The following is a 20,280-nucleotide window of genomic DNA, read 5'->3' as shown; positions in this document are numbered from 1 at the left end:
GAGCCATGAAGGGGATCATCGAATGACCGGAACCGGCGTGAAGTGGCCGGGCGGCGCGCGCGTCGCCGTCACCCTGACCTTCGATTTCGACGCCGAGACGCTGTGGCTCTCGCGTGACCCGGCGAATGCGCAGCGCCCGGGAACGCTGAGCCAGGGGACCTACGGCGCGCGTGTCGGCGTGCCGAAGATCCTCGAGACCCTGAAGGATGCCGGCGTGCCGGCCACCTTCTTCATCCCCGGCTGGACGGTCGAGAACCACGCCGACCGTGCGGAGATGGTGCTCAAGGCCGGCCACGAGATCGGCCACCATTCCTACTCCCACGCCTGGGTCGACCCCGCCTTCCCGGACCAGGAAGTAGAGGAGATGGAGCGCGGCCTCGACGCGCTGAAGCGCGTGCTCGGCGTGGTGCCGAAGGGCTATCGCTCGCCGGCCGGCGAGACCAGCGACAGCACCATCCGCCTGCTCGCCAAGCATGGCTTTCTCTACGACAGCTCGATGATGGCGGACATCAACCCGTATCGCATCGCGGCACCCGGCGGCGCGTCCATCATCGAACTGCCCTGGCACTGGAGCCTGGACGACGCTCCCTTCCTGCTGTTTTCGATCAAGACGCCGCGGCCCATCTTCACCAACAGCCACATCCGCGAAGTCTGGCAGGACGAGTTCCGCGAGATCCATCGCTGGGGCGGCTACTACAACCTGGTGATGCATCCGCAGTTCAGCGGACGCCCCAGCCGCATCGCATTGCTGCGCGAAATGATCGAGTTCATGCGCGGCTTCGAGGGCCTATGGTTCGCCACGTGCAGCCAGGTCGCGGAGGCTTGGGCCACGACCCAGTCCTGACCGTGCGAAGAGGAGACCGACGATGATGCTGACCCGCAGACAGGGCCTCGCCGTCGCTGGCGTGGCGTTGGGGGCGCCGCGCCTCGCCCTCGCGCAATCCCGCGAGCGGCCCTTCCGCTTCGTGGTGAATGTGGGGCTGCAGAACCTCGATCCGATCAGCAGCCCGTCCTTCGTCACGCGCAACTTCGCCTACCTCGTGTTCGACACGCTGGTCGCGATGGACAGCCAGGGCCGCTACAGGCCGCAGATGCTGCAGGGCTGGGAGACCAGCGCCGATCGCCTGACCTGGACCTTCCGGCTGCGTCCCGGCCTCACCTTCCACGACGGCACGCCGGTGACGTCGGAAGATGTGGTCGCGTCGCTACGTCGCTGGGGCAACCGCGATTCCATCGGCCGGCGCCTGATGGCCGCGACGGCCGAGTTGACGACGGCCGGCGCGGACGGCTTCATGCTGAGGCTCTCGCGCCCCTATGGCGGCGTGATCGAGGCGCTGGGCAAGCCCTCCGTCCACGTGCCCTTCATCATGCCGGCGCGCATTGCCTCGGGCACGACGCCAACGCAGCAGGCGCGCGAGATCATCGGTTCGGGCCCCTTCGTCTTCCTGCGCGACGAATGGGTGCCGGGCGAACGCACCGTCTTCCGTCGCAACGAGCGCTACGTGCCGCGCGACGAGCCTGCCGACGGCCTCGCCGGGGGCAAGGTCGCGAAGGTCGATCGCGTCGAGATGATCACCATGCCCGACATCGCGCTGCGCGCGGCGTCGCTGCAGCAGGGGGAGGTCGACTATCTCGAGTATGCGCCCGTCGACAACCTGCCGCTCATGCGCGCCAACCGGAACATCGTCATCTCCCAGGCCAGCGGCCAGGCGGAGATGATGTACGCCGTCAGCATCAACCACTACCAGCCACCCTTCGACAACGTGCTGGTCCGCCGCGCGGTTCAGCAGTGCCTCGACCGCACGGAGATCCTGGCTGGAACGGGCTTTGGCGAAGTCGGCCGGCCGAATTGCGCGGCGATGTTCATGTGCGGCACGACCTATACCAGCGACCGCGGCAGCGACGCGATCGCCCAGCCGAGCCTTGAGCGTGCGCAGGCCCTGCTGCGGGAATCCGGCTACCGCAACGAGCGTGTTGTGCTGCTTCATCCGCTCGATTCCGCTCTGCTCAACCCCTTCGGCCTGGTGCTGATCGACCGCATGAAGCGGGCGGGCTTCAACCTGGACATCCAGGGTTCCGACTGGTCGTCCATCGCCCAGCGCTGGGTGCAGCGCCAGCCGCTGGACCGGGGCGGCTGGAGCGTGGTGCCCGTGGTCTACACCGGGTTCGACATGGCCGACCCGTTGTCGAACCTCGGCGTCGGCTTCAATTGCACCGACAACCAGCCCTGGGGGTATTGCGAGGCGGCGATGACGCCGATCATCGAACGCTTCGAGGCCGAGAGCGACCCAGCGCGGCGCCGCGAACTGGCGGCGGAACTGAATCGCGTGGCGATCGAGCGCGCCACCTTCCCCATCGCAGGGCAGTTCCGCGCCCCCGCCGCCTGGCGTACCGAATTGCGCGGCGTAATCGATTTCGGCTTTCCGGTGATCTGGAACATCGAGCGAGGAGGACGCTGATCCCGGACTTCGTCCCGCGCCATCGAATGGTTGGCGCGGGGCTCCTTGCCATCACCACCCGCGACGACAAGACCGCTCGCAACTTTGTCGCCGCCCTCGAATTCGCCGCGCTTGGCGATCGCCGAACAAGCCCTGCCCATGCTCGCCGCTGCCGATGATTGATTCGCCCTCCGCCATCACACGCCGCGCGCTGCTGCGCGACGACACCTTCCCGGAGCGAGCAGAGGCGCTTGGCTTTTCCTTCCACTCCCCGGATGGGCGCGAGTACTGGGCGCGCGATGCCTGCTACGCGCTGACGCCCGAGGCCATCGCCGCACTGGAAGCGGCAGCGCGCGAGCTGAATGGCATGATCGGCGCCGCCGTCGAACGCGTCGTCGCGCGCGGCGACTACCATGCCTTCGGCTTCACCCCGCGCCTCGCCGCCCTGGTCGAGGAATCGCACCGCCTCGGGGAACCCTCGCTCTACGGCCGCTTCGACTTCCGCCTCGATCCGGATGGCTCCATCAAGCTCTACGAGTTCAATGCCGAGACGCCTGCTGCCCTGCTGGAGGCCGCGACGGTCCAGCTCGCCTGGTTCGAGGAGACCCCACCCGGTCCCCTGACGCGCCCCGGCACCGACCAATGGAACGCCATCGACAATGCGCTCGTCGCGCGCTGGCCGCAGATGGGCCTGCCGCCGGTGATCCACTTCGCCGCCGAGCGCGACCGCGAGGACGAGATCGCCCAGGTCGCCTACCTGATGGCCACGGCGCGCGCGGCGGGGCACGAGGCCGTCTTCCTCCCGGTGGACGACATCTCCTGGCAGGAAGGCGCCGGCTTCGTGACGCCCGAAGGCGTGCCGCTCGCCGCCTGCTTCAAGCTCTATCCCTGGGACTGGCTGGACATGGAGGAAGGCGGGCGGCTGCTGCCGCTCGGCCGCACGCGCTGGATCGAGCCCGCGCGACGCATGCTGCACGCCAGCAAGGCGATCCTCGTCACACTCTGGGAGATGTTCCCGCGCCATCCTCTGCTGCTGCCGGCGTCGCTCGACCGCGCGGCGATCGATGGGCCGGCCATCGGCAAGCCGGCGCTGGGGCTCGAAGGATGGGGCATGACCGTGGACGGCACCGGCGCGGATGAATCCACCGAGGCCGCGGAAGGTTTGCCCCCCTCCCCCACGATCTGGCAACAATGGGCGCCACTGCCGGGACATGCGACGCCGAAAGGTGTCGCCTACCCCGTCATGGGCGTGTGGATGGTCGGCGACGAACCGGCCGGACTCGGGATCCGGGAGGGGGACGACAGGGTGACGACCTTCGAAGACTGCTTCGTGCCCCACGTGATCCTGTAGCGGCCGCGGCCATGGCTCATCCGCCCTTCCGGCGCGAGCCGGTGCAGACGCCGTCGCTGTTCCTCGCGCGGCTGCGCGAACTCGGCCTCGACGTGCCGAACCCCGACGGGGAGCCCTGGTGGGTGACCGACGCGGCCTACGTCATCGACGCCGCCGCATCCGAGGCGCTTCTCGAAGCGGCGAAGGGCGTGCAGAAGCGCTGCTACCAGGCGGTGGAGGAACTCGTCGCCAGCGGCGACTATGCCTATTTCGGCATCCACAACCCGGCGATGCGGGACGCCATCGGGCAGTCCTGGCGGGACAAGGACGCGCCGCTCCACGGGCGGATGGATTTCTCCTTCGCACCCGACGGCACGCCCATGCTGACGGACTACGAGGCGGATTCACCCTTCGGCCTCGCCGAAGCGTCCTTCGTGCAGTGGGAATGGTTCGAATCCTGGCAGTCGGTGTCGGGCCAGAGCGGGGATTCGCAGGAGAACCTTCTCTACGAGAAGCTGTCCGAGCACATCCCGCAGATCGGCCTGCCCGCGCGCTTCGCCATCGCCTGCGGCGGCGCGACGGAGCCGGACGGCCGCCCCGCCGACACCACCGAACGCTTCGACGCCGAGTACCTCGCCGAGATCGCGGCGAAGACGAACCGCGCCGCGCGCATCTGCTCGATCGGGCAGGTCGGCTGGGATCTCGATGCGCAGCGCTTCACGGACGACCGCGACGAACCACACGACGCGATGATCAAGATCTATCCATGGGACTGGATGGAGGACGAGCCGAATGTCGAGGTCCTGCCCCGATCCCGGACGCGCATCTACCCTGGTGCCTGGGTTCGGCTGCTCGCCGACAAGACCATGATGGCGCTGCTCTGGCACATGTTCCCGGGCGCACCGAACCTGCTGCCGACCTTCCTCGACCGCCCGCCGCAGGGCGAGATGGTGGCCAAGCCGCGCCGCGGCTGGGACGGCGAGCACGTGTACCTGCCCGGCCAGCCCATCGGCACGGTACCGGAGGACGAGGTCGGCCCCCTGCTCTACCAGGCGCATTGCCCGCTGCCCGTATTTCCATCCGCCCGCGGGCAGGTGCACTGCGCCGCCTCGGTCTGGATGGTCGGCGGGCAGCCGGCCGGCCTGTCCTTCCGCGAATCGCGCGGGCCGGTGACCGGCCCCACCGCGCGCTTCGTGCCCCACATCCTGCGCGGCTGACGCGCCAAGACGGAACGACCGGGATGACCGCCGCCGAGATCCTCGCCTATTTCCCTTCGACCTTCCTGAGCTTCCTCGTCGCCTTCTCGCTCGGCGTAGTGTTCTGGGTGGCAGGGCTCGTCCTCGTCTCGCTGATCACGCCGCATTCCGAACTCGCGCTGTTGCGCGCGGGCAACCTGCCCTGCGCGCTGGCGCTCGGCGGCAAGGCGATCGGCATGGTGCTGCCCATCGCGGCGGTGGCGCGCTCGGCGGCAGGACCGCTCGACCAGATCATCTGGTGCGTCGTCGCCGTCGCCGTGCAGCTCGTCGTCCATCTCGTGCTGACAACGCTGCTCGAAGGGCGGCTCAAGCAGGAGATCGAGGCCGACGAGGTGGGCGGCGCCGCGGTCTTCATCGCCTTCATGCAGGTCGGCGCCGGGATCCTGAACAATGCCGTCATGTCGGGCTGAGGCGGGCTGATGCCGCACGACGGCGACGCCACCGTGCCGCCGCGCCGCCGGTCCCGCACCGTGCGGGCGGCGGCGCTGGTCACGCTCGGCCTCGGCGCGGCGGGCTGCGACGAGACGCCGCCGCCCGACCTGCCCGGGCAGACCGAGGCGCGGCTCGATGCCTGCCGCGCGGCGCATCGCCGGCTTGGCGAGGACCCCGCGCGTTGCGACGTGCTGGAGCAGGTGGTCGCGCGCGAACACGGCGCCGCGCGCCCGCACTTCGTGACCATCGCCGCCTGCGAGGCGACCTTCGGCCGCGATGCCTGCGAGGGCGAGACGCTCGCGGCCACCGGCCCGAACTGGCGCCCGGTCCTCGCCGGCTGGTCGCGCGCGCCCGAGGACCAGCGCCTGCTGCATCCGGTGGTGCAGGACCGTTCGGCCCGTTACTGGGCGCTGCGGGAACCGGCCTTGCCCGCCGGCAGCGGCATTGCGACGCAGCCGGCACCACGCAACGTCGAGACCCCGGACCTCTCGGCCGCCACGCGCACACCCATCGCCGCCACCTATGCCTATTACCGCCTCGCCCCGATCTATCCGGACGAGGCGACCTGCGCCGTGGAATGGCAGGCCTGCGAGCGCTCCGACCTGCCGCTGCCCAACCGTTTCGCGACGCGCGACTCCTGCCGTGCGACCTGGACCCAATGCGTCGAGGTCGAACTGCCCGAAAGCGCCCTGACCATGACGGTGGCGGACAGCACGCCACCGCAGGAAATGTCCGGCGCAAGGACGTCCGGCACCGCATCGCGGGCCGGTTGGTGGATCGGCTACAATTCCGGCTACCGCCAGGGTTACTCGAGCGGGATCGGGCCGCGCTACCAGGGCTGGACCTGGACCGCGGACCGCACACCCACCGCCGCCTATCGCCCGGCAGTCGGCACCGGCCCGCTGCAGGCCTGGGACAGCGGCACGCGTCGCCTCGCCGCAGCGAACCGCATGGGCGTCTATTCCAGCGGCTCGGGGTCGCGGGTGTCAGGCACGACGATTTCCCGCCCCACCTCCACGATCTCTCGCGCAGGCTTCGGCTCGACCGGCCGCGCCTATTCCTCGGGAGGCTGAGCCATGGCCTCTGACAAGCGCGCCAGGCGGACGGGACGGCGGGTGCAGGCACGCGCCGGAGCCGCCCCGGCGGCATCCGCGCAGGTCCTGCTCGGGGATTGGCAGCGCCGCGTGGTGTTCATGCTGCTGTTCTCCGGCCTGGCATTCGCCGCGGTTGGTGCCTTCGTGGCGCCGCGCGGCGCCGGCTACTGGTTCGCCGTTGCCGCCGCGCCCGTGATCGGCACGCTGATGGGCTTCGTCGTTGGCGGCGCGCCCGGCCGCGCCCTCGATGCCCGGCTGATGGGTGGCGGCGCGCCCAAGGACGGCCCGCGCCCCATCCTGCCCGCTGCGCTTCCCGCAGCGCAGCGCCTCGCTCTGCAGACCGCGCTGCTCCCGGTGCTGCTGTCCGAACTCGCCGGCGCGGCGGAGCGGATGGCCCCGCGCGAGCGGGCGGCGGCCCACGCGCTGGTCGAGGCCGGTGCGACAGCACCCGAGGGCGAGCCGCGCCAGGCCCTGGCGCGCGACCTGCCTCGGCTGATCGTGGAACTCACCGCGGGGAACGCGGTGGCGGCCGGCGAGGCGGAGGATCTCGCGCGGCGCCTGGCGCTGCCTGCGCCGCGGATGGGGGTGACGCCATGACGGCCGCGCTGCCCCGCGTGCGCCTCTACCTGCTCGGCGGCGCCGTGCTCGTCTTCCTTGGAGGGTTGCTGGTCGCGATCGGCCAATGGAACCGCGTGGAGACCGACCGCGCCTTCGTCGAAGCCGCGGCCCTGGCAGCACGCGCGCCACCGCCGCCCGGCGGCGTGCGCTATTGGGCGCCGGCCGATAGCGGATTGCCAGACCCGTCGGTGCGCGTGAGGATCGAGGCGGCCGAGCGCCTGCGCCAGGCACCTGTGCTGCCCGCGCTGCCACCCATCCAGGTGCCGGCCCTGACGTCCCGGCCGTTCCAGCCTCCGCGATCAGCTCCCCTGCCCACCGAGAAGCCGCCGGCGGCACCGCGATGATCCTCGGCATCCTCTTCCTGCTGGGCGGTGCTGCCTTCTTCGTCATGGCCCTTCGCCACCTGCGCGCGGCCGGGGATCCGAACTGGGTACGGTCTGGCACCACGCGCCTTGTCGTCGGTCCAGTGGCCGGGCAGGACGAACCGCGCGTCGCCCTTTGGCGTGGTGATGGCGTGGCCTTCGGCCCCTGCCGGTCCACCTGGGATCCGACGCCGGCCATGGGTGGCGTGCCCACGCCGGTATCCGGCAGCGGCGAGTATCGCGTCGCCGGCGCGGTGGACCTCAGCGCGGAGGACGCGCTCGGCACCGGGGACGTGCGGCTCGCGAAGACGCTGCGGCGCGAGCTTGGGTCGAGCGCGCTCCTGCTCCTGCCGATCACCGGGGACCGGCCGGTGCTGCTGCATGGCACGGTACGCGGTGCGCGCGGCAGCGCCGGCGGGATCGGCATCGAGCAAGGGCAACTTGACGCGCTGATCGGCATCCTCGGCGACCCCGCCGGGCTGAGGGTGGAAGTGGTGCGCCGACGCGTGCAACGCGCAGGCTGGGGCGGTGCGCAGGATAAGCGGCACCGCGGGCGCGAGTGAGGATCGGCCTCGCCGGCCTCGCGAATTACATCCGGCGCCACGTCTGGCTGAGCGCCGTTGCCGCTCCGGCGTAGGGCCCACATCCGCAATTCGCGCGGTTGCCGGCACCGCGCCGACCATTCCTCGGCATCGACATGATCCCGCCCGTGCTTCGGCGCCAGCATCACTCAATGATGAGTGATACCAGTACCCGTGGCCTGCGGTTCACACGGGAGATTCCCTGAGCCGGACATCGATCCGGGCAAGGTGAAGGTCTGCCTCGACGAACTGCGCGAGCAACAGGTCTCCGGTGTCGTCGATGCCGAGGATCAGGAGTGCTACGTCGACCCTGATGAAACCGCCGCAGTGAACATCAGCCTGGCCGCGGGCCGCCCCGCGGGACCCTGCAGAGCCGGGGCGCGGTAGCGGCACCACCAGGACGGCGTGAGCCAATGGCGACTGACAGGCTGCAGCGGAGCGCGGACGCGTATTCGGCCGGAGTGGGCCGTAGACTGGCCGGGCCGCCGGAGCGGAAGTCGCGCGCCGGGCATGTTACGAAATCCGCGATGGCCGTGGCGCGGACCAGGCCGCGGGACGTTGCCTGGTCTGCTCCCGCGACATGTTGCGCCTTGAGGAGTGCGCGCCATCCGTGGTCGACAGGCGTAACGTTCGATCGGCACCGCTGCGTGATGCGCGCCACGCGGCGGAGGCCGCGTCCGGTGCAAGCGGCCATCGTGAACGTGGCCTCCAGGTTCGACGCCCAGGGGGGGTGGCACTTCGCATCCCTGGCGTCGCGGTATCTGCGAAAAAATTCCTATTCTTTCCGCCTGCCGAAAATGCGTGGGACCCCGGATTTCCTGGGTTCTCCGCGGGAGGCCTTAAGAGTTTGCGACGCAACGAAGGCTGGAATTCCTCTCCGAAGGGCCAAACCCCTCCGAACCTTGAGGGTAGGCCAATTTTTCCCTCAAGCTTGACCGGATGATTTCATGCTAGGTTTCTCCGGGTATTCCCCGAGAATTCCAGGCGTTTGATTGCTTGGGCAATCCTTCATTGATGCAAACCGTTGATCGAGCCCCAACCTTCGACATGGCGGCATCCCGCTGCCGCACGCCTTTCCACAGATCTGGAAGTCCATGGACGACAAAGACCACGTCTTCGCCCGCTTCAAAGACAATAAGCCCGCGGCTTCTGACCGGCGCGAATTGCTGACCATCCCGCGACGCGCCGGCGCTCCTGGAAGCAGGGTCGTCGAAGTGGTGCATGTGCGGTCGGGCGCAGCCATCAAGAACGGGCCGCGACGCATTGAAACGCATGTCCGTGCCGCATCCTGGGACGCCGGCTTACCTGCCAGGCAAACGGCCCAAGCTGTCATGCCGACCGAACCGGTGGTGGCCGAGGCCACGCAGCCCATCACCCACCTGATGCCGGCATGGGCGCCGGCGTCAGTCGAGGCGGAGGGCGCTCCGCTGGTCCATTCGGAAGACCCGTCCGCCGCGACGGTGCAGGCTGCGGCTCCGCGCAGCCCGAAGGCACGCAACTCGGCACGGCGCGTTGCCGATCCGTTCAACGCCGATGACGACGGCGCGAACTGCATGCGCTGCGGCTATGCAGTCGAGCCGGCACGGGAGAGGCGCGGTCTTCTGACATGTGCGAGTTGCGGCTAACGCGCCGAAAGCGCGAACTCGTTGCTGGGGGCGACCCGCGGTATCATGCCGTGCCGCATTCTTTGCGCGTCGGGCATGGCCGCGCGCGAATACCAGCGTCGAGATGCCTCCCCCAAGCTGAGTGAGCCCTCGCCTTTCGGAGGCGAGAGCACGTGGTGCCGTCGCCCCGAGGGGCCGGACATGGCTGAAAAGGCTGCCGTATATCGTAGCGGCAGCGTCGCGACCCGACAGGATCGGCAGCGGACGATAGGCGCTTGATGTCCCCGTGTGTCGGCGGCATCCTGCTTACGCTGGCGTTTCGTCGGCACTTATCGGAGGAAGCGACCATGGCCTGGAAGACGCCCAAGATCGTCGAAATCTCCCTCGCGCTTGAGATCAACAGCTACGCCTGCGCCGAGATCGACTGAGACCGCTGCCCGGAGCGGCTAGGATGCTCCGGGCCATCGTGCTTGGTGCCGCTGCCGGCGGCGGGTTCCCGCAATGGAATTCCGCCGGTGAGGGATGCTTGCGTTCCCGTGCCGGTGACCCTGCCGCGCCACCCCGGACGCAGGCGAGCATCGCCGTCTCGGCGGATGGCGAGCGCTGGCTGGTGGTGAATGCCAGCCCCGATCTCCGGCAGCAGATCGGTGCAACTCCGGCGCTGCACCCGCGCCCTGGCCGGCTGCGGAATTCGCCGATCCAGGCCGTGTTGCTGACCGGTGCGGAGGTGGACGCCATTGCGGGCCTGCTCCACCTACGGGAGCGGCAGGCATTCACCCTGTTCGGCGCACCGCCGACCCTCGCCGTGCTGGACGCGAACCCGATCTTCCGCGCGCTGAACCCTGATTTCGTGCTGCGCCGGGCCATCCTGCCCGAGGAGACCTTCGAGGCATTGGGTATCACCATCACCACCTACGCCGTGCCAGGCAAGGTGCCGCTCTTCGCCGAGAGCGCCGGCGACCCGGGCGTGGCGATCGATGGGGAGGCCGTGGGTGTCGCGCTCTCCGCTGGTGGCGGTACGCTGCACTACATCCCTGGCTGCGCAGTGATGACGGATTCGCTCCGCGGACGCCTCGCAGACGCCGATTGCGTCATGTTCGACGGCACCCTGTACATGGACGACGAGATGATCCGCCTGGGCGCCGGCCCCAAGACCGGCCGCCGCATGGGCCACATGCCGATGACGGGGCCGGGCTCGACGCTCGAGGCCTTCGCCTCCATCCCCGTCGGGCGCCGCATCTTCGTTCACATCAACAACACCAACCCCGCCCTTCTTGCCGACAGCCCAGAGCGCGCGCATCTCAGTGCCGCCGGCTGGGAGGTGGCCGAGGACGGGATGGAGATCCGCCTGTGAGCATCCTGTCGCCCGATGGTCTCGAGGCCGCGCTGCGCGCGATCGGGGAAGAGCGCTACCACATCCACCATCCATTCCATCACATGCTGCATGGCGGCAAGCTGACGAAGGGCCAGGTCCAGGCCTGGGCGCTGAACCGCTACTACTACCAGGCCTCCATTCCGGCGAAGGATGCCTCCCTGCTGGCGCGGCTTCCCACGCCGGAACTGCGCCGCGAATGGCGCCGCCGGCTGGTGGACCATGACGGGGACGGCGTGCATCCGGGTGGTGTCGAGCGCTGGCTCGCGCTGACGGATGGTCTCGGGCTCGATCGCTACCATGTCGTCTCGCTCGAGGGTCTTCTGCCCGCGACGCGCTTCGCCGTGGACGCCTATGTGCGCTTCGTGCGGGAGAAGACGCTGCTCGAGGCGATCGCCTCCTCGCTGACCGAGATGTTTTCGCCCAACATCATCTCCCAGCGCGTTTCGGGCATGCTGCGGAACTACGATTTCGTGACCGAGCAGACACTCGCCTACTTCACGCCGCGGCTGACGCAGGCGCCGCAGGACGTCGCCTTCGCGCTCTCCTACGTGAAGGAGCACGCCGACACGGCGGAACGGCAGGAACAGGTCCTCGCGGCGTTGCGCTTCAAGTGCGACCTGCTCTGGGCGCAGCTCGACGCGCTGCACTTCGCCTATGTGGCGCCCGGCCTTCCGCCGCCGGGTGCCTTCCGGCCATGACGCCGCGCTTCGCCCCCGGCGTGCGCCTGCATCATGACCAGGCGCGCGCGCGTTGGATCGTCATGGCGCCGGAGCGGATGTTCGTGCCGGATGAGACGGCGCTGGAAGTGCTGCGCCTGGTCGACGGGGCGCGCGATGTCGATGCCATCGTGGATGCTCTCGCAGCGAAGTTCGACGCACCGCGCGACATCATTGCGACTGATGTCCGCGCGATGCTCGACGACCTGGTGGCGCGCGGGGCGCTGGCGGGATGAAGCCCCCGCTCGCACTGCTGGCCGAGCTCACGCATCGCTGTCCGCTGCGGTGTCCCTACTGCTCGAATCCGGTCGAGCTCACGCGCGCCTCCGCCGAACTGACGACGGAGGAATGGGCCCGAGTCTTCGATGAAGCCGCCGCGATCGGGTGCCTCCAGGTGCATCTCTCCGGCGGGGAGCCCACCGCGCGCCGCGACATCGTCGAAATTACCGCCGCGGCTCACAGCGCCGGCCTCTACACCAACCTGATCACCGCGGGCGTGCTGCTCGACGCGCCGCTTCTGGCTCGGCTCAAGGCGGCGGGCCTCGACCACGTCCAGCTCTCCGTGCAGGACGCCGAACCTGCGGGCGCCGAGCGCATCGGCGGCATGAAGGGCGCCCATGCGCGGAAGGAGGCCGCGGCGCGCGTCGTGGTGGAGGCCGGACTGCCGCTGACGCTCAATGCTGTCGTCCATCGGCAGAACCTGCACAACCTTCCGCTGCTGATCGAGACGGCACTGGCCTGGGGCGCCGCGCGGCTCGAGGTCGCGCATGTGCAGTACTACGGATGGGCGCTGATCAACCGGGACGCGCTGCTGCCGACGCGTGGGCAACTCGACGAAGCGACGCGGGTCGTGGTCGCGGCGCGCGAGGCACATCGCGGCCGGCTGGTCATCGACTACGTCGTGCCCGACTACCACGCCGCACGTCCCAAGGCCTGCATGGGTGGCTGGGGCAATGCATTCCTTGCCGTCTCACCGGCCGGGCGCGTGCTGCCCTGTCACGCGGCGGAATCCATCAGCGGCATGGTGTTCCCGAACGTGCGCGACACCTCGCTCCGTGCTGCCTGGGAGGAGAGCGAGGCCTTCAACCGCTTCCGCGGCACCGATTGGATGCCCGAACCATGCCGCGGCTGCGAGCGCGCCGAACGCGATTGGGGCGGCTGCCGCTGCCAGGCCTTCGCCCTGACCGGCGATGCCGCGGCGACGGATCCCGCCTGCGCCCTGTCGCCGCACCATGCGCTCCTCGCCGCGGCACTGGCCGAAGCCGGCACGGCCGGCTTCCGCTACCGGGAGTTCGGCTGAACCGCGCTGCGGCCTCGCGGCTCAGTCCCGATGCGCGAGGTAATGCGCGAGCGCGGCGATATCGGCATCCGACAGGCCGACCATGGCGCCGTTCATCTGCGCATCGGCGCCGACGCGCCGGCCATCGCGGTATTCGGTCATCGCCCGCGCCAGATAATCCTCATGCTGGGCGACGATGCGCGGGATCTGGTCGCGCCCGGTGAGGCTGGGCAGGTGGCACACGCCACATAGGCGCGGCCCGATCAGTGCCTCCCCGGCGGAAGCGAGTGCGGCGTCGCGCGGCCGGCGATCCTCGGGCGGAGCGGGAGGCAGGCTCGCGAAATAGGCCGCGAGGTCCTCGATGTCCCTGTCCGGCATGCCCTGCGCGACGGCGGCCATCGCGGGCACGTGGCGAATCCCCTCCCGGATCAGGATCATCTGCAGGGTGATGAAGCCGGCCTGCTGACCGGCGAGCGAGGGGATGTCCGGGATCTGGCTGCGCCCGTCGGCGCCATGGCAGGCGGAGCATCGGTCCGCCGCGAGTCCGGCGCCGCGCGCGGCATCCTGCGCAGGGGCCGTGTGCGGAAGGGCGGCGGCCAGGACGGCCGCCGCCAGCAGGTGACCTGGCCTCACCGGCGATAGGTGATGCGATAGATTGCCCCCATCTGCTCGCCGGAGACGAGCAGCGAACCGTCGCGCATCACGTGCACATCCACCGGCCGATCGAGGAAGCGCTGGTTGGCGTCGTCACGCAGGCCGGTCATGAATTCCTCGAGCCGCGTCACGTTACCCTGTGCGTCGAGATGCGCGACGACCACGTCGTAGCCGGTCAGCCTCTCACGGTTCCAGGACCCGCGGCGGGCGATGAAGATCTGGTTCCGGTAGGCCTCGGGGAACATGGTGCCGGTGTAGAAGCGCATGCCGAGCGAGGCGACGTGCGGCCCGAGCAGAGCGGCCGGCTGCACGAACTCGCTGCAATTGCGTCCCGCGTTGAACTGCGGATCCGCCGAGCCGCTGGAGCAGAACGGGAAGCCGTGATCCTCGCCCATGCGCCGCACGCGGTGCAGAGTGTCGTTCGGCCAGTCATTGCCGGCCCAGTCGCGACCGTTATTGGTGGCCCAGAGTTCGCGCGTCACCGGGTGGTGCGCCATGCCGACGCTGTTGCGCACGCCACGGGCCTCGATGCGCCGGTCGCTGCCGTCGGGATTGAAGGAGACGAGCAGCGCGAAGCGGTCGCGGTCTGTCTCGCAGATATTGCAGTTCATGCCGACATTCGTATAGATCCGCCCGTCGGGTCCCAGCGCCGCAAACTTCCAGGAATGGTTGCCGCCGTGGTCGGCGTCGGTCGGCAATCCGAAGGCCTGCGTCAGTTCGACCGGCGCCGGCACGTTGTCGAGGTTCGCCTCGATATTGTCGTAGCGCAGCACCCGGTTGACCGCGAGCACGTAGAGGCTGTTGCCGATCATCACCAGGCCGTTCGGTTGCGCCAGGCCCTGAGCGATGATCCGCGTGCGCGTCGTGCCGTCCGGGTTCCGGGAAATCGCGTAGACGCGGCCGATCGCGCGCGTGCCGGCGAAGATCGTGCCGTTCGGGCCTTCGGCCATCATGCGCGCGCCGGGAATGCCATGCGCGAAGACTTCCGCCTGGAAGCCCGGCGGCAGGCGCAGCGCGCCGACCGGCACCTGATCCGGGGGCGTCACCGTCAGGCGCGGTGCGTGGGGGGCAAGGGTAGAGCCCTCAGGGCGACCGACTGCCCAACCGGGCACCGCCGGCTGCTGAGCGAGAGCCGGACCCGCGGCGAGCGCCACGGCCAGGCCAAGCAGAAGACGTCTCATTGTCATGGCGTTCTCTCCCTGCTGCCCGTTCCGGGCGTTGGCGATGAATGGAATGACGAAACGTCGGGCGCGGCAAGGCCGGACTGCGTGGACAGATCGTCAATCACAGCATTGCGCGCTGCTGCACCGCACATGCGCGGATTGCGATCTGTTCCCTTGCACCTGCGGTCTCCATTGCGGGCGCGGCGCTTCAGTTTGCATCGTGCTGGCACAGAGGTCGGTCGGCGCCACGAGCAATGGCAAAGTCCCTATCCAGGCCTATAGATAGGTCTGTGCCAGTCGGTGGGTGTTGTATTCGGCACGCGGTGTATTCGATACTGCAATTACCCTGTATCAGCGGATGGTTGTCGGGTAGGGATCCATCCGTCACGGCCATGTCCGTCGCTTCGTATTCGATGGGCGGGACGTAGCCCTGGGACGAGTGCCGCCTGGCCGGATTGTCGAAGCTCCCGATGCATTGGAAGACGGCCATGCGGGCCGCGGCCTGGGAGCAAAAGCGGCGCCGGTCGAACAACTCGCATTCGAGGGTGGCGAAGAATGCCCCGGCCATCGCGTTGATGCTCCTGTGTCGGTCAAGGGACTTCACGGCCGGCAAGACGCGCCAGCGGATGAGCGCGACGGCATCGCGCGCGACGTATCGCTTGGCCGGGATCTCGCCTATGGATCCAGACCATTGCCAGGAACCGCGCCCCTATTGTCGACAATCTTCGGTTCTGGCAGTCTATATCCGACATTTTTCGTGTGATGGTCACAGAACTGTCGACACTATGAACAAAATCCTTGCATTGCCGATCGACGCTGCGGCCGAGGGCGAGACGCTCTCCGAGCACGCCTTCCGGCAGATCCAGTCAGCCATCGTCAAGGGCGACATCGCGCCGGGCAGCAAGATCTCCGAGCCTGAACTGGCCCGCGCCTACGGCATCAGCCGCGGCCCGCTGCGGGAAGCCCTGCACCGGCTCGAGGGCCAGAAGCTGCTCGTGCGCGTGCCCCATGTGGGCGCGCGCGTCGTCTCGCTGAGCCGGCAGGAACTGAGCGAACTCTACGAGATCCGCGAAGCGCTCGAGGGCACCGCCTGCCGCCTGGCGGCGGAACGCATGCGGCCCGAGCAGGTCGAGGAATTGCGCCGCGTGCTGCTGGCGCATGAGCGCGACGAGGCCTTCCAGGCCGGGCGCGGCTACTACCAGCAGGAAGGCGACTACGACTTCCACTACCGCATCGTGCAGGGCAGTGGGAACCAGATGCTGTTCCGCCTGCTCTGCGACGAGCTTTACCAACTCGCGCGCATGTACCGCATCCAGTACTCGGCCTCTCCGCATCGTCCGCGGCAGGCCTATGCCGAGCATCACCGCATTCTCGACGCCATCGCCGATGGCGACGGCGAACTGGCGGAACTGCTGATGCGCCGGCACATCCGTGCATCCCGCCTCAACATCGAACGACAGATCGCCGGGGCCAACCCGGCGCGGAGCGAGCCATGAATACGCAATACCGCAAGCCCCTGCCCGGCACCGGGCTCGACTATTTCGATGCGCGCGCCGCGGTCGAGGCGATTGCGCCCGGCGCCTATGAGGGCCTGCCCTACACCTCCCGCGTGCTGGCCGAGAACCTGGTGCGCCGCTGTGATCCTGCGCTGCTGACGGATGCGCTGAAGCAGCTGATCGAGCGCAAGCGGGACGTCGATTTTCCGTGGTATCCGGCGCGCGTCGTCTGCCACGACATCCTCGGCCAGACCGCGCTGGTCGACCTCGCCGGCCTGCGCGACGCCATCGCGGAGAAGGGCGGCGACCCGTCCAAGGTGAACCCGGTCGTGCCGGTGCAGCTCATCGTCGACCACTCGCTGGCGGTGGAGCACGCAGGCTTCGAGAAGGACGCCTTCGCGAAGAACCGCGCCATCGAGGACCGCCGCAACGAGGACCGCTTCCACTTCATCGAGTGGACGCGCCATGCCTTCGAGAACATGGAGATCGTGCCGCCCGGCAACGGCATCATGCACCAGATCAACCTGGAGCGGATGTCGCCGGTCATCTACACGCAGGATGGTGTGGCCTTCCCCGACACGCTGGTCGGCACGGACAGCCACACGCCGCATGTCGATGCGCTCGGCGTGATCGCGATCGGCGTCGGCGGGCTCGAGGCCGAGAACGTCATGCTCGGCCGCGCGTCCTGGATGCGGCTGCCGGACATCGTGGGCGTGGAACTAACGGGCAAGGCGCAGCCCGGCATCACCGCGACCGACATCGTGCTGACACTGACCGAGTTCCTGCGGAAGGAAAGGGTCGTCGGCGCCTATCTCGAATTCTACGGCCCGGGGGCGTCGAGCCTGACGCTCGGCGACCGCGCGACCATCTCCAACATGGCGCCGGAGTACGGCGCGACCGCCGCGATGTTCTCCATCGACCGGCAGACCATCGACTACCTGCGCCTGACAGGCCGCGAGGATGCGCAGGTGAGGTTGGTCGAGACCTACGCCAAGAGCACCGGGCTGTGGTCGGATACGCTGGCAAAGGTGCAGTACGAGCGCGTGCTGCGCTTCGACCTGTCCACCGTGGTGCGCACGCTCGCGGGCCCGTCCAACCCGCATCGCCGGCTGCCGGTCTCGGACCTCGCCGCGCGCGGCATCGCGGCGCCGGTGGCGCAGGAAGGCAGCCTGATGCCGGATGGCGCCGTGATCATTGCCGCGATCACCAGTTGCACCAACACGTCCAACCCACGCAACGTGATCGCCGCCGGCCTTCTGGCGCGCAACGCGAACCGCGCCGGCCTGGCGCGCAAGCCCTGGGTGAAGTCCTCGCTCGCGCCTGGGTCCAAGGCCGTGGCGCTGTATCTCGATGAGGCCGGGCTGACCTCGGATCTCGAGAAACTCGGCTTCGGCATCGTCGCCTTCGCCTGCACCACCTGCAACGGCATGTCCGGCGCGCTCGATCCGAAGATCCAGCAGGAGATCATCGACCGCGATCTCTACGCAACGGCGGTGCTCTCGGGGAACCGCAACTTCGACGGCCGCATCCACCCTTACGCGAAGCAGGCCTTCCTCGCATCGCCGCCGCTGGTCGTCGCCTACGCCATCGCCGGCACCATCCGCTTCGACATCGAGCGCGACGTGCTCGGCGTGGATGCCAGCGGCAAGGAGATCCGCCTCAAGGACATCTGGCCGAGCGACGAGGAGATCGACGCCGTCGTCGCCGCGGCGGTGAAGCCCGAGCAGTTCCGCAAGGTCTATGCCCCGATGTTCGGCAACAAGGGCGCGCGGAAGAAGGTCAGCCCGCTTTACGACTGGCGTCCGCAGAGCACCTACATCCGCCGCCCGCCCTACTGGGAAGGTGCACTCGCCGGGGAGCGCGCGCTGCGCGGCATGCGACCGCTCGCGGTGCTCGGCGACAACATCACCACCGACCACCTCTCGCCGTCCAATGCCATCATGCTCGACAGCGCGGCGGGCGAGTACCTCGCGAAGATGGGTTTGCCGGAGGAGGACTTTAACTCCTATGCCACCCATCGCGGCGACCACCTGACGGCGCAGCGCGCGACCTTCGCGAACCCGAAGCTCTTCAACGAGATGGTCCGTAAGGAGGACGGCAGCGTGAAGCAGGGCTCGCTCGCGCGCGTCGAGCCCGAGGGCAAGGTCATGCGCATGTGGGAAGCGATCGAGACCTACATGGCGCGCAAGCAGTCGCTGATCATCGTGGCTGGCGCCGATTACGGCCAGGGCTCCTCCCGCGATTGGGCCGCGAAGGGCGTGCGTCTCGCAGGCGTCGAGGCCATCGTCGCCGAGGGCTTCGAGCGCATCCACCGCACCAACCTGATCGGCATGGGCGTGTTGCCGCTCGAGTTCAAGCCGGGCACCAGCCGGCTGACGCTCGGTCTCGACGGCACCGAGACCTATGACGTCATCGGCGCGCGCACGCCGCGCGCGGACCTGACGCTGGTCATCCATCGCCGCGACGGCAAGACCGAGCAGGTGCCGGTGACCTGCCGCCTCGACACCGCGGAGGAAGTCTCGATCTACGAGGCCGGCGGCGTGCTGCAGCGCTTCGCGCAGGACTTCCTCGAAGCCGAGGCCGCGCCGCAGGGCCGCCAGGTGAGCTGACCCCGCTGCACCGGCGCCTTCGCGGGCGCCGGCGCGCGGCCTTCCCCGTTCATCGCCATCCCCAGGAAGCAATCATGGCGCACGCACCGCAGATCAAGATCCCCGCCACCTACATGCGCGGCGGCACCAGCAAGGGCGTCTTCTTCGTGCTGGACGACCTGCCGGAAGCGGCGCGGGTCCCCGGCCCTGCCCGAGACAGGCTGTTGCTGCGCGTGATCGGCAGCCCCGATCCCTACGGCAAGCAGACCGACGGCATGGGCGCGGCCACATCCAGCACCAGCAAGACCGTGATCCTCAGCCGCAGCACGCGACCGGACCACGATGTGGACTACCTCTTCGGCCAGGTCTCGATCGACAAGCCCTTCGTCGACTGGAGCGGCAATTGCGGCAATCTCTCCGCAGCGGTGGGCCCCTTCGCGATCCGCAATGGCCTGGTCGATCCCGCCCGCGTGCCGCGCGACGGCATCGCCATCGTGCGGATCTGGCAGGCCAATATCGGCAAGACCATCATCTCCCACGTGCCGATGACCGCCGGCGAGGTGCAGGAGACCGGCGACTTCGAACTGGATGGCGTGACCTTCCCGGCCGCCGAGGTTCGGCTGGAGTTCATGGACCCGGCCGATGACAGCGACGGCGGCTCCATGTTTCCCACCGGCAAGCTGGTGGACACGCTGGAGGTGCCCGGCATCGGCACCTTCAAGGCAACCATGATCAATTCCGGCATCCCGACGATCTTCCTCGAGGCCGACGCGCTCGGCTATCGCGGCACCGAGTTGCAGGATGACATCAACGGCGATCCGGCGGCACTCGCGCGCCTCGAGACGATCCGCGCGCATGGCGCGGTGCGCATGGGCCTGATCAAGAAGGTCGAAGAGGCGGCCGGGCGCCAGCACACGCCCAAGATCGCCTTCGTCGCGGGGCCGAAGGACTACGTGGCCTCCAGCGGCAAGCGGATCGGCACCGGAGACATCGACCTGCTGGTGCGTGCGGTCTCCATGGGCAAGCTGCACCACGCCATGATGGGCACCGCCTCGGTCGCCATCGCCACGGCAGCGGCCGTCCCGGGCACGCTCGTGAACCTGGCGGCCGGCGGCGGCGCGCGGGAGACGGTGTGCTTCGGGCACCCCTCGGGCACGTTGCGCGTCGGCTCCCAGGCGAAGCGGGTGGACGGCCAGTGGACGGTGACCAAGGCCATCATGAGCCGCAGCGCCCGCGTGCTGATGCAGGGCTGGGTACACGTGCCGTTCGTCGGCTAGACGACGGCGACCGGCCT

At 69.0% G+C, this 20,280-nt stretch carries 20 protein-coding genes and 1 pseudogene; 18 read left to right on the top strand and 3 right to left on the bottom strand.

Annotated elements, in window-relative coordinates; all coding sequences use genetic code 11:
* Positions 1 to 22 precede the first annotated feature (22 nt).
* From GXW76_RS04615 to pqqE, 15 genes are all read left to right on the top strand, one after another.
* Positions 23 to 844: a polysaccharide deacetylase family protein gene (locus tag GXW76_RS04615; RefSeq protein WP_211860813.1), complete on the top strand. Its 822-nt coding sequence runs from the start codon at positions 23 to 25 to the stop codon at positions 842 to 844.
* A 22-nt stretch (positions 845 to 866) separates the two neighbouring features.
* The gene (locus GXW76_RS04610) at positions 867 to 2,459 is read left to right on the top strand and encodes an ABC transporter substrate-binding protein (protein ID WP_211860812.1); all 1,593 of its coding nucleotides are present in this window, start codon (positions 867 to 869) and stop codon (positions 2,457 to 2,459) included.
* Between the two features lie 154 nt (positions 2,460 to 2,613).
* Positions 2,614 to 3,789 carry a glutathionylspermidine synthase family protein gene (locus GXW76_RS04605; RefSeq protein WP_211860811.1) on the top strand — a complete coding sequence of 392 codons (1,176 nt, stop codon included), beginning with the start codon at positions 2,614 to 2,616 and terminating at the stop codon, positions 3,787 to 3,789.
* 11 nt (positions 3,790 to 3,800) lie between these two features.
* Positions 3,801 to 4,985, top strand: a complete 1,185-nt coding sequence (locus tag GXW76_RS04600) for a glutathionylspermidine synthase family protein (protein WP_211860810.1) — start codon at positions 3,801 to 3,803, stop codon at positions 4,983 to 4,985.
* A 23-nt stretch (positions 4,986 to 5,008) separates the two neighbouring features.
* Positions 5,009 to 5,434: a DUF350 domain-containing protein gene (locus GXW76_RS04595; RefSeq protein ID WP_211860809.1), complete on the top strand. Its 426-nt coding sequence runs from the start codon at positions 5,009 to 5,011 to the stop codon at positions 5,432 to 5,434.
* Positions 5,435 to 5,443: 9 nt separating this feature from the next.
* Positions 5,444 to 6,529, top strand: a complete 1,086-nt coding sequence (locus GXW76_RS04590; protein ID WP_211860808.1) for a DUF1190 domain-containing protein — start codon at positions 5,444 to 5,446, stop codon at positions 6,527 to 6,529.
* 3 nt (positions 6,530 to 6,532) lie between these two features.
* Positions 6,533 to 7,147 carry a hypothetical protein gene (locus tag GXW76_RS04585; protein ID WP_211860807.1) on the top strand — a complete coding sequence of 205 codons (615 nt, stop codon included), beginning with the start codon at positions 6,533 to 6,535 and terminating at the stop codon, positions 7,145 to 7,147.
* Positions 7,144 to 7,512 (top strand): hypothetical protein, encoded by a 369-nt coding sequence (locus tag GXW76_RS04580; protein ID WP_211860806.1) that lies wholly within the window; start codon positions 7,144 to 7,146, stop codon positions 7,510 to 7,512. The genes GXW76_RS04585 and GXW76_RS04580 overlap by 4 nt, the downstream gene beginning before the upstream one ends.
* A complete protein-coding gene (locus tag GXW76_RS04575) occupies positions 7,509 to 8,093 on the top strand; it encodes a hypothetical protein (RefSeq protein ID WP_211860805.1) in 585 nt (194 codons plus the stop codon). The genes GXW76_RS04580 and GXW76_RS04575 overlap by 4 nt, the downstream gene beginning before the upstream one ends.
* Before the next feature lie 1,112 nt (positions 8,094 to 9,205).
* Complete coding sequence (locus tag GXW76_RS04570) at positions 9,206 to 9,736, top strand: hypothetical protein (protein ID WP_211860804.1); 531 nt, start codon at positions 9,206 to 9,208, stop codon at positions 9,734 to 9,736.
* 257 nt (positions 9,737 to 9,993) lie between these two features.
* Positions 9,994 to 10,143 carry a pyrroloquinoline quinone precursor peptide PqqA gene (pqqA, locus tag GXW76_RS04565; RefSeq protein ID WP_211860803.1) on the top strand — a complete coding sequence of 50 codons (150 nt, stop codon included), beginning with the start codon at positions 9,994 to 9,996 and terminating at the stop codon, positions 10,141 to 10,143.
* 23 nt (positions 10,144 to 10,166) lie between these two features.
* On the top strand, positions 10,167 to 11,069 hold the full coding sequence (pqqB, locus tag GXW76_RS04560) for a pyrroloquinoline quinone biosynthesis protein PqqB (protein ID WP_211860802.1): 903 nt from the start codon (positions 10,167 to 10,169) through the stop codon (positions 11,067 to 11,069).
* A complete protein-coding gene (gene pqqC / locus GXW76_RS04555) occupies positions 11,066 to 11,788 on the top strand; it encodes a pyrroloquinoline-quinone synthase PqqC (RefSeq protein WP_211860801.1) in 723 nt (240 codons plus the stop codon). Before pqqB ends, pqqC begins: the two co-directional genes overlap by 4 nt.
* Entirely contained in the window at positions 11,785 to 12,042 is a 258-nt protein-coding gene (gene pqqD, locus GXW76_RS04550) for a pyrroloquinoline quinone biosynthesis peptide chaperone PqqD (RefSeq protein WP_211860800.1), read from the top strand. The genes pqqC and pqqD overlap by 4 nt, the downstream gene beginning before the upstream one ends.
* On the top strand, positions 12,039 to 13,106 hold the full coding sequence (pqqE, locus tag GXW76_RS04545) for a pyrroloquinoline quinone biosynthesis protein PqqE (RefSeq protein WP_211860799.1): 1,068 nt from the start codon (positions 12,039 to 12,041) through the stop codon (positions 13,104 to 13,106). Before pqqD ends, pqqE begins: the two co-directional genes overlap by 4 nt.
* Before the next feature lie 21 nt (positions 13,107 to 13,127).
* On the opposite strand, the gene GXW76_RS04540 is transcribed toward pqqE, so the two are convergent.
* The 3 genes and pseudogenes from GXW76_RS04540 to GXW76_RS25595 form a co-directional block, all read right to left on the bottom strand.
* Positions 13,128 to 13,718: a c-type cytochrome gene (locus GXW76_RS04540; RefSeq protein WP_211860798.1), complete on the bottom strand. Its 591-nt coding sequence runs from the start codon at positions 13,716 to 13,718 to the stop codon at positions 13,128 to 13,130.
* Positions 13,715 to 14,785, bottom strand: a complete 1,071-nt coding sequence (locus tag GXW76_RS04535; protein ID WP_338150883.1) for a PQQ-dependent sugar dehydrogenase — start codon at positions 14,783 to 14,785, stop codon at positions 13,715 to 13,717. The genes GXW76_RS04540 and GXW76_RS04535 overlap by 4 nt, the downstream gene beginning before the upstream one ends.
* Before the next feature lie 520 nt (positions 14,786 to 15,305).
* Positions 15,306 to 15,476, bottom strand: a pseudogene (locus GXW76_RS25595) (IS3-like element ISMxa1 family transposase); the annotation flags it as partial.
* Between the two features lie 211 nt (positions 15,477 to 15,687).
* On the opposite strand from GXW76_RS25595, the gene GXW76_RS04530 reads away from it, so the two are divergent.
* From GXW76_RS04530 to prpF, 3 genes are all read left to right on the top strand, one after another.
* Entirely contained in the window at positions 15,688 to 16,398 is a 711-nt protein-coding gene (locus tag GXW76_RS04530; protein WP_211860796.1) for a GntR family transcriptional regulator, read from the top strand.
* Entirely contained in the window at positions 16,395 to 19,007 is a 2,613-nt protein-coding gene (acnD, locus tag GXW76_RS04525) for a Fe/S-dependent 2-methylisocitrate dehydratase AcnD (protein ID WP_211860795.1), read from the top strand. Before GXW76_RS04530 ends, acnD begins: the two co-directional genes overlap by 4 nt.
* A gap of 74 nt (positions 19,008 to 19,081) precedes the next feature.
* Positions 19,082 to 20,263: a 2-methylaconitate cis-trans isomerase PrpF gene (gene prpF / locus GXW76_RS04520; protein ID WP_211860794.1), complete on the top strand. Its 1,182-nt coding sequence runs from the start codon at positions 19,082 to 19,084 to the stop codon at positions 20,261 to 20,263.
* The last annotated feature ends 17 nt before the right edge of the window (positions 20,264 to 20,280 follow it).

The organism is Neoroseomonas soli (genome assembly GCF_018129065.1).
Lineage (GTDB): Bacteria > Pseudomonadota > Alphaproteobacteria > Acetobacterales > Acetobacteraceae > Neoroseomonas > Neoroseomonas soli.
This window is presented reverse-complemented; position numbering and strand designations above follow the sequence as displayed.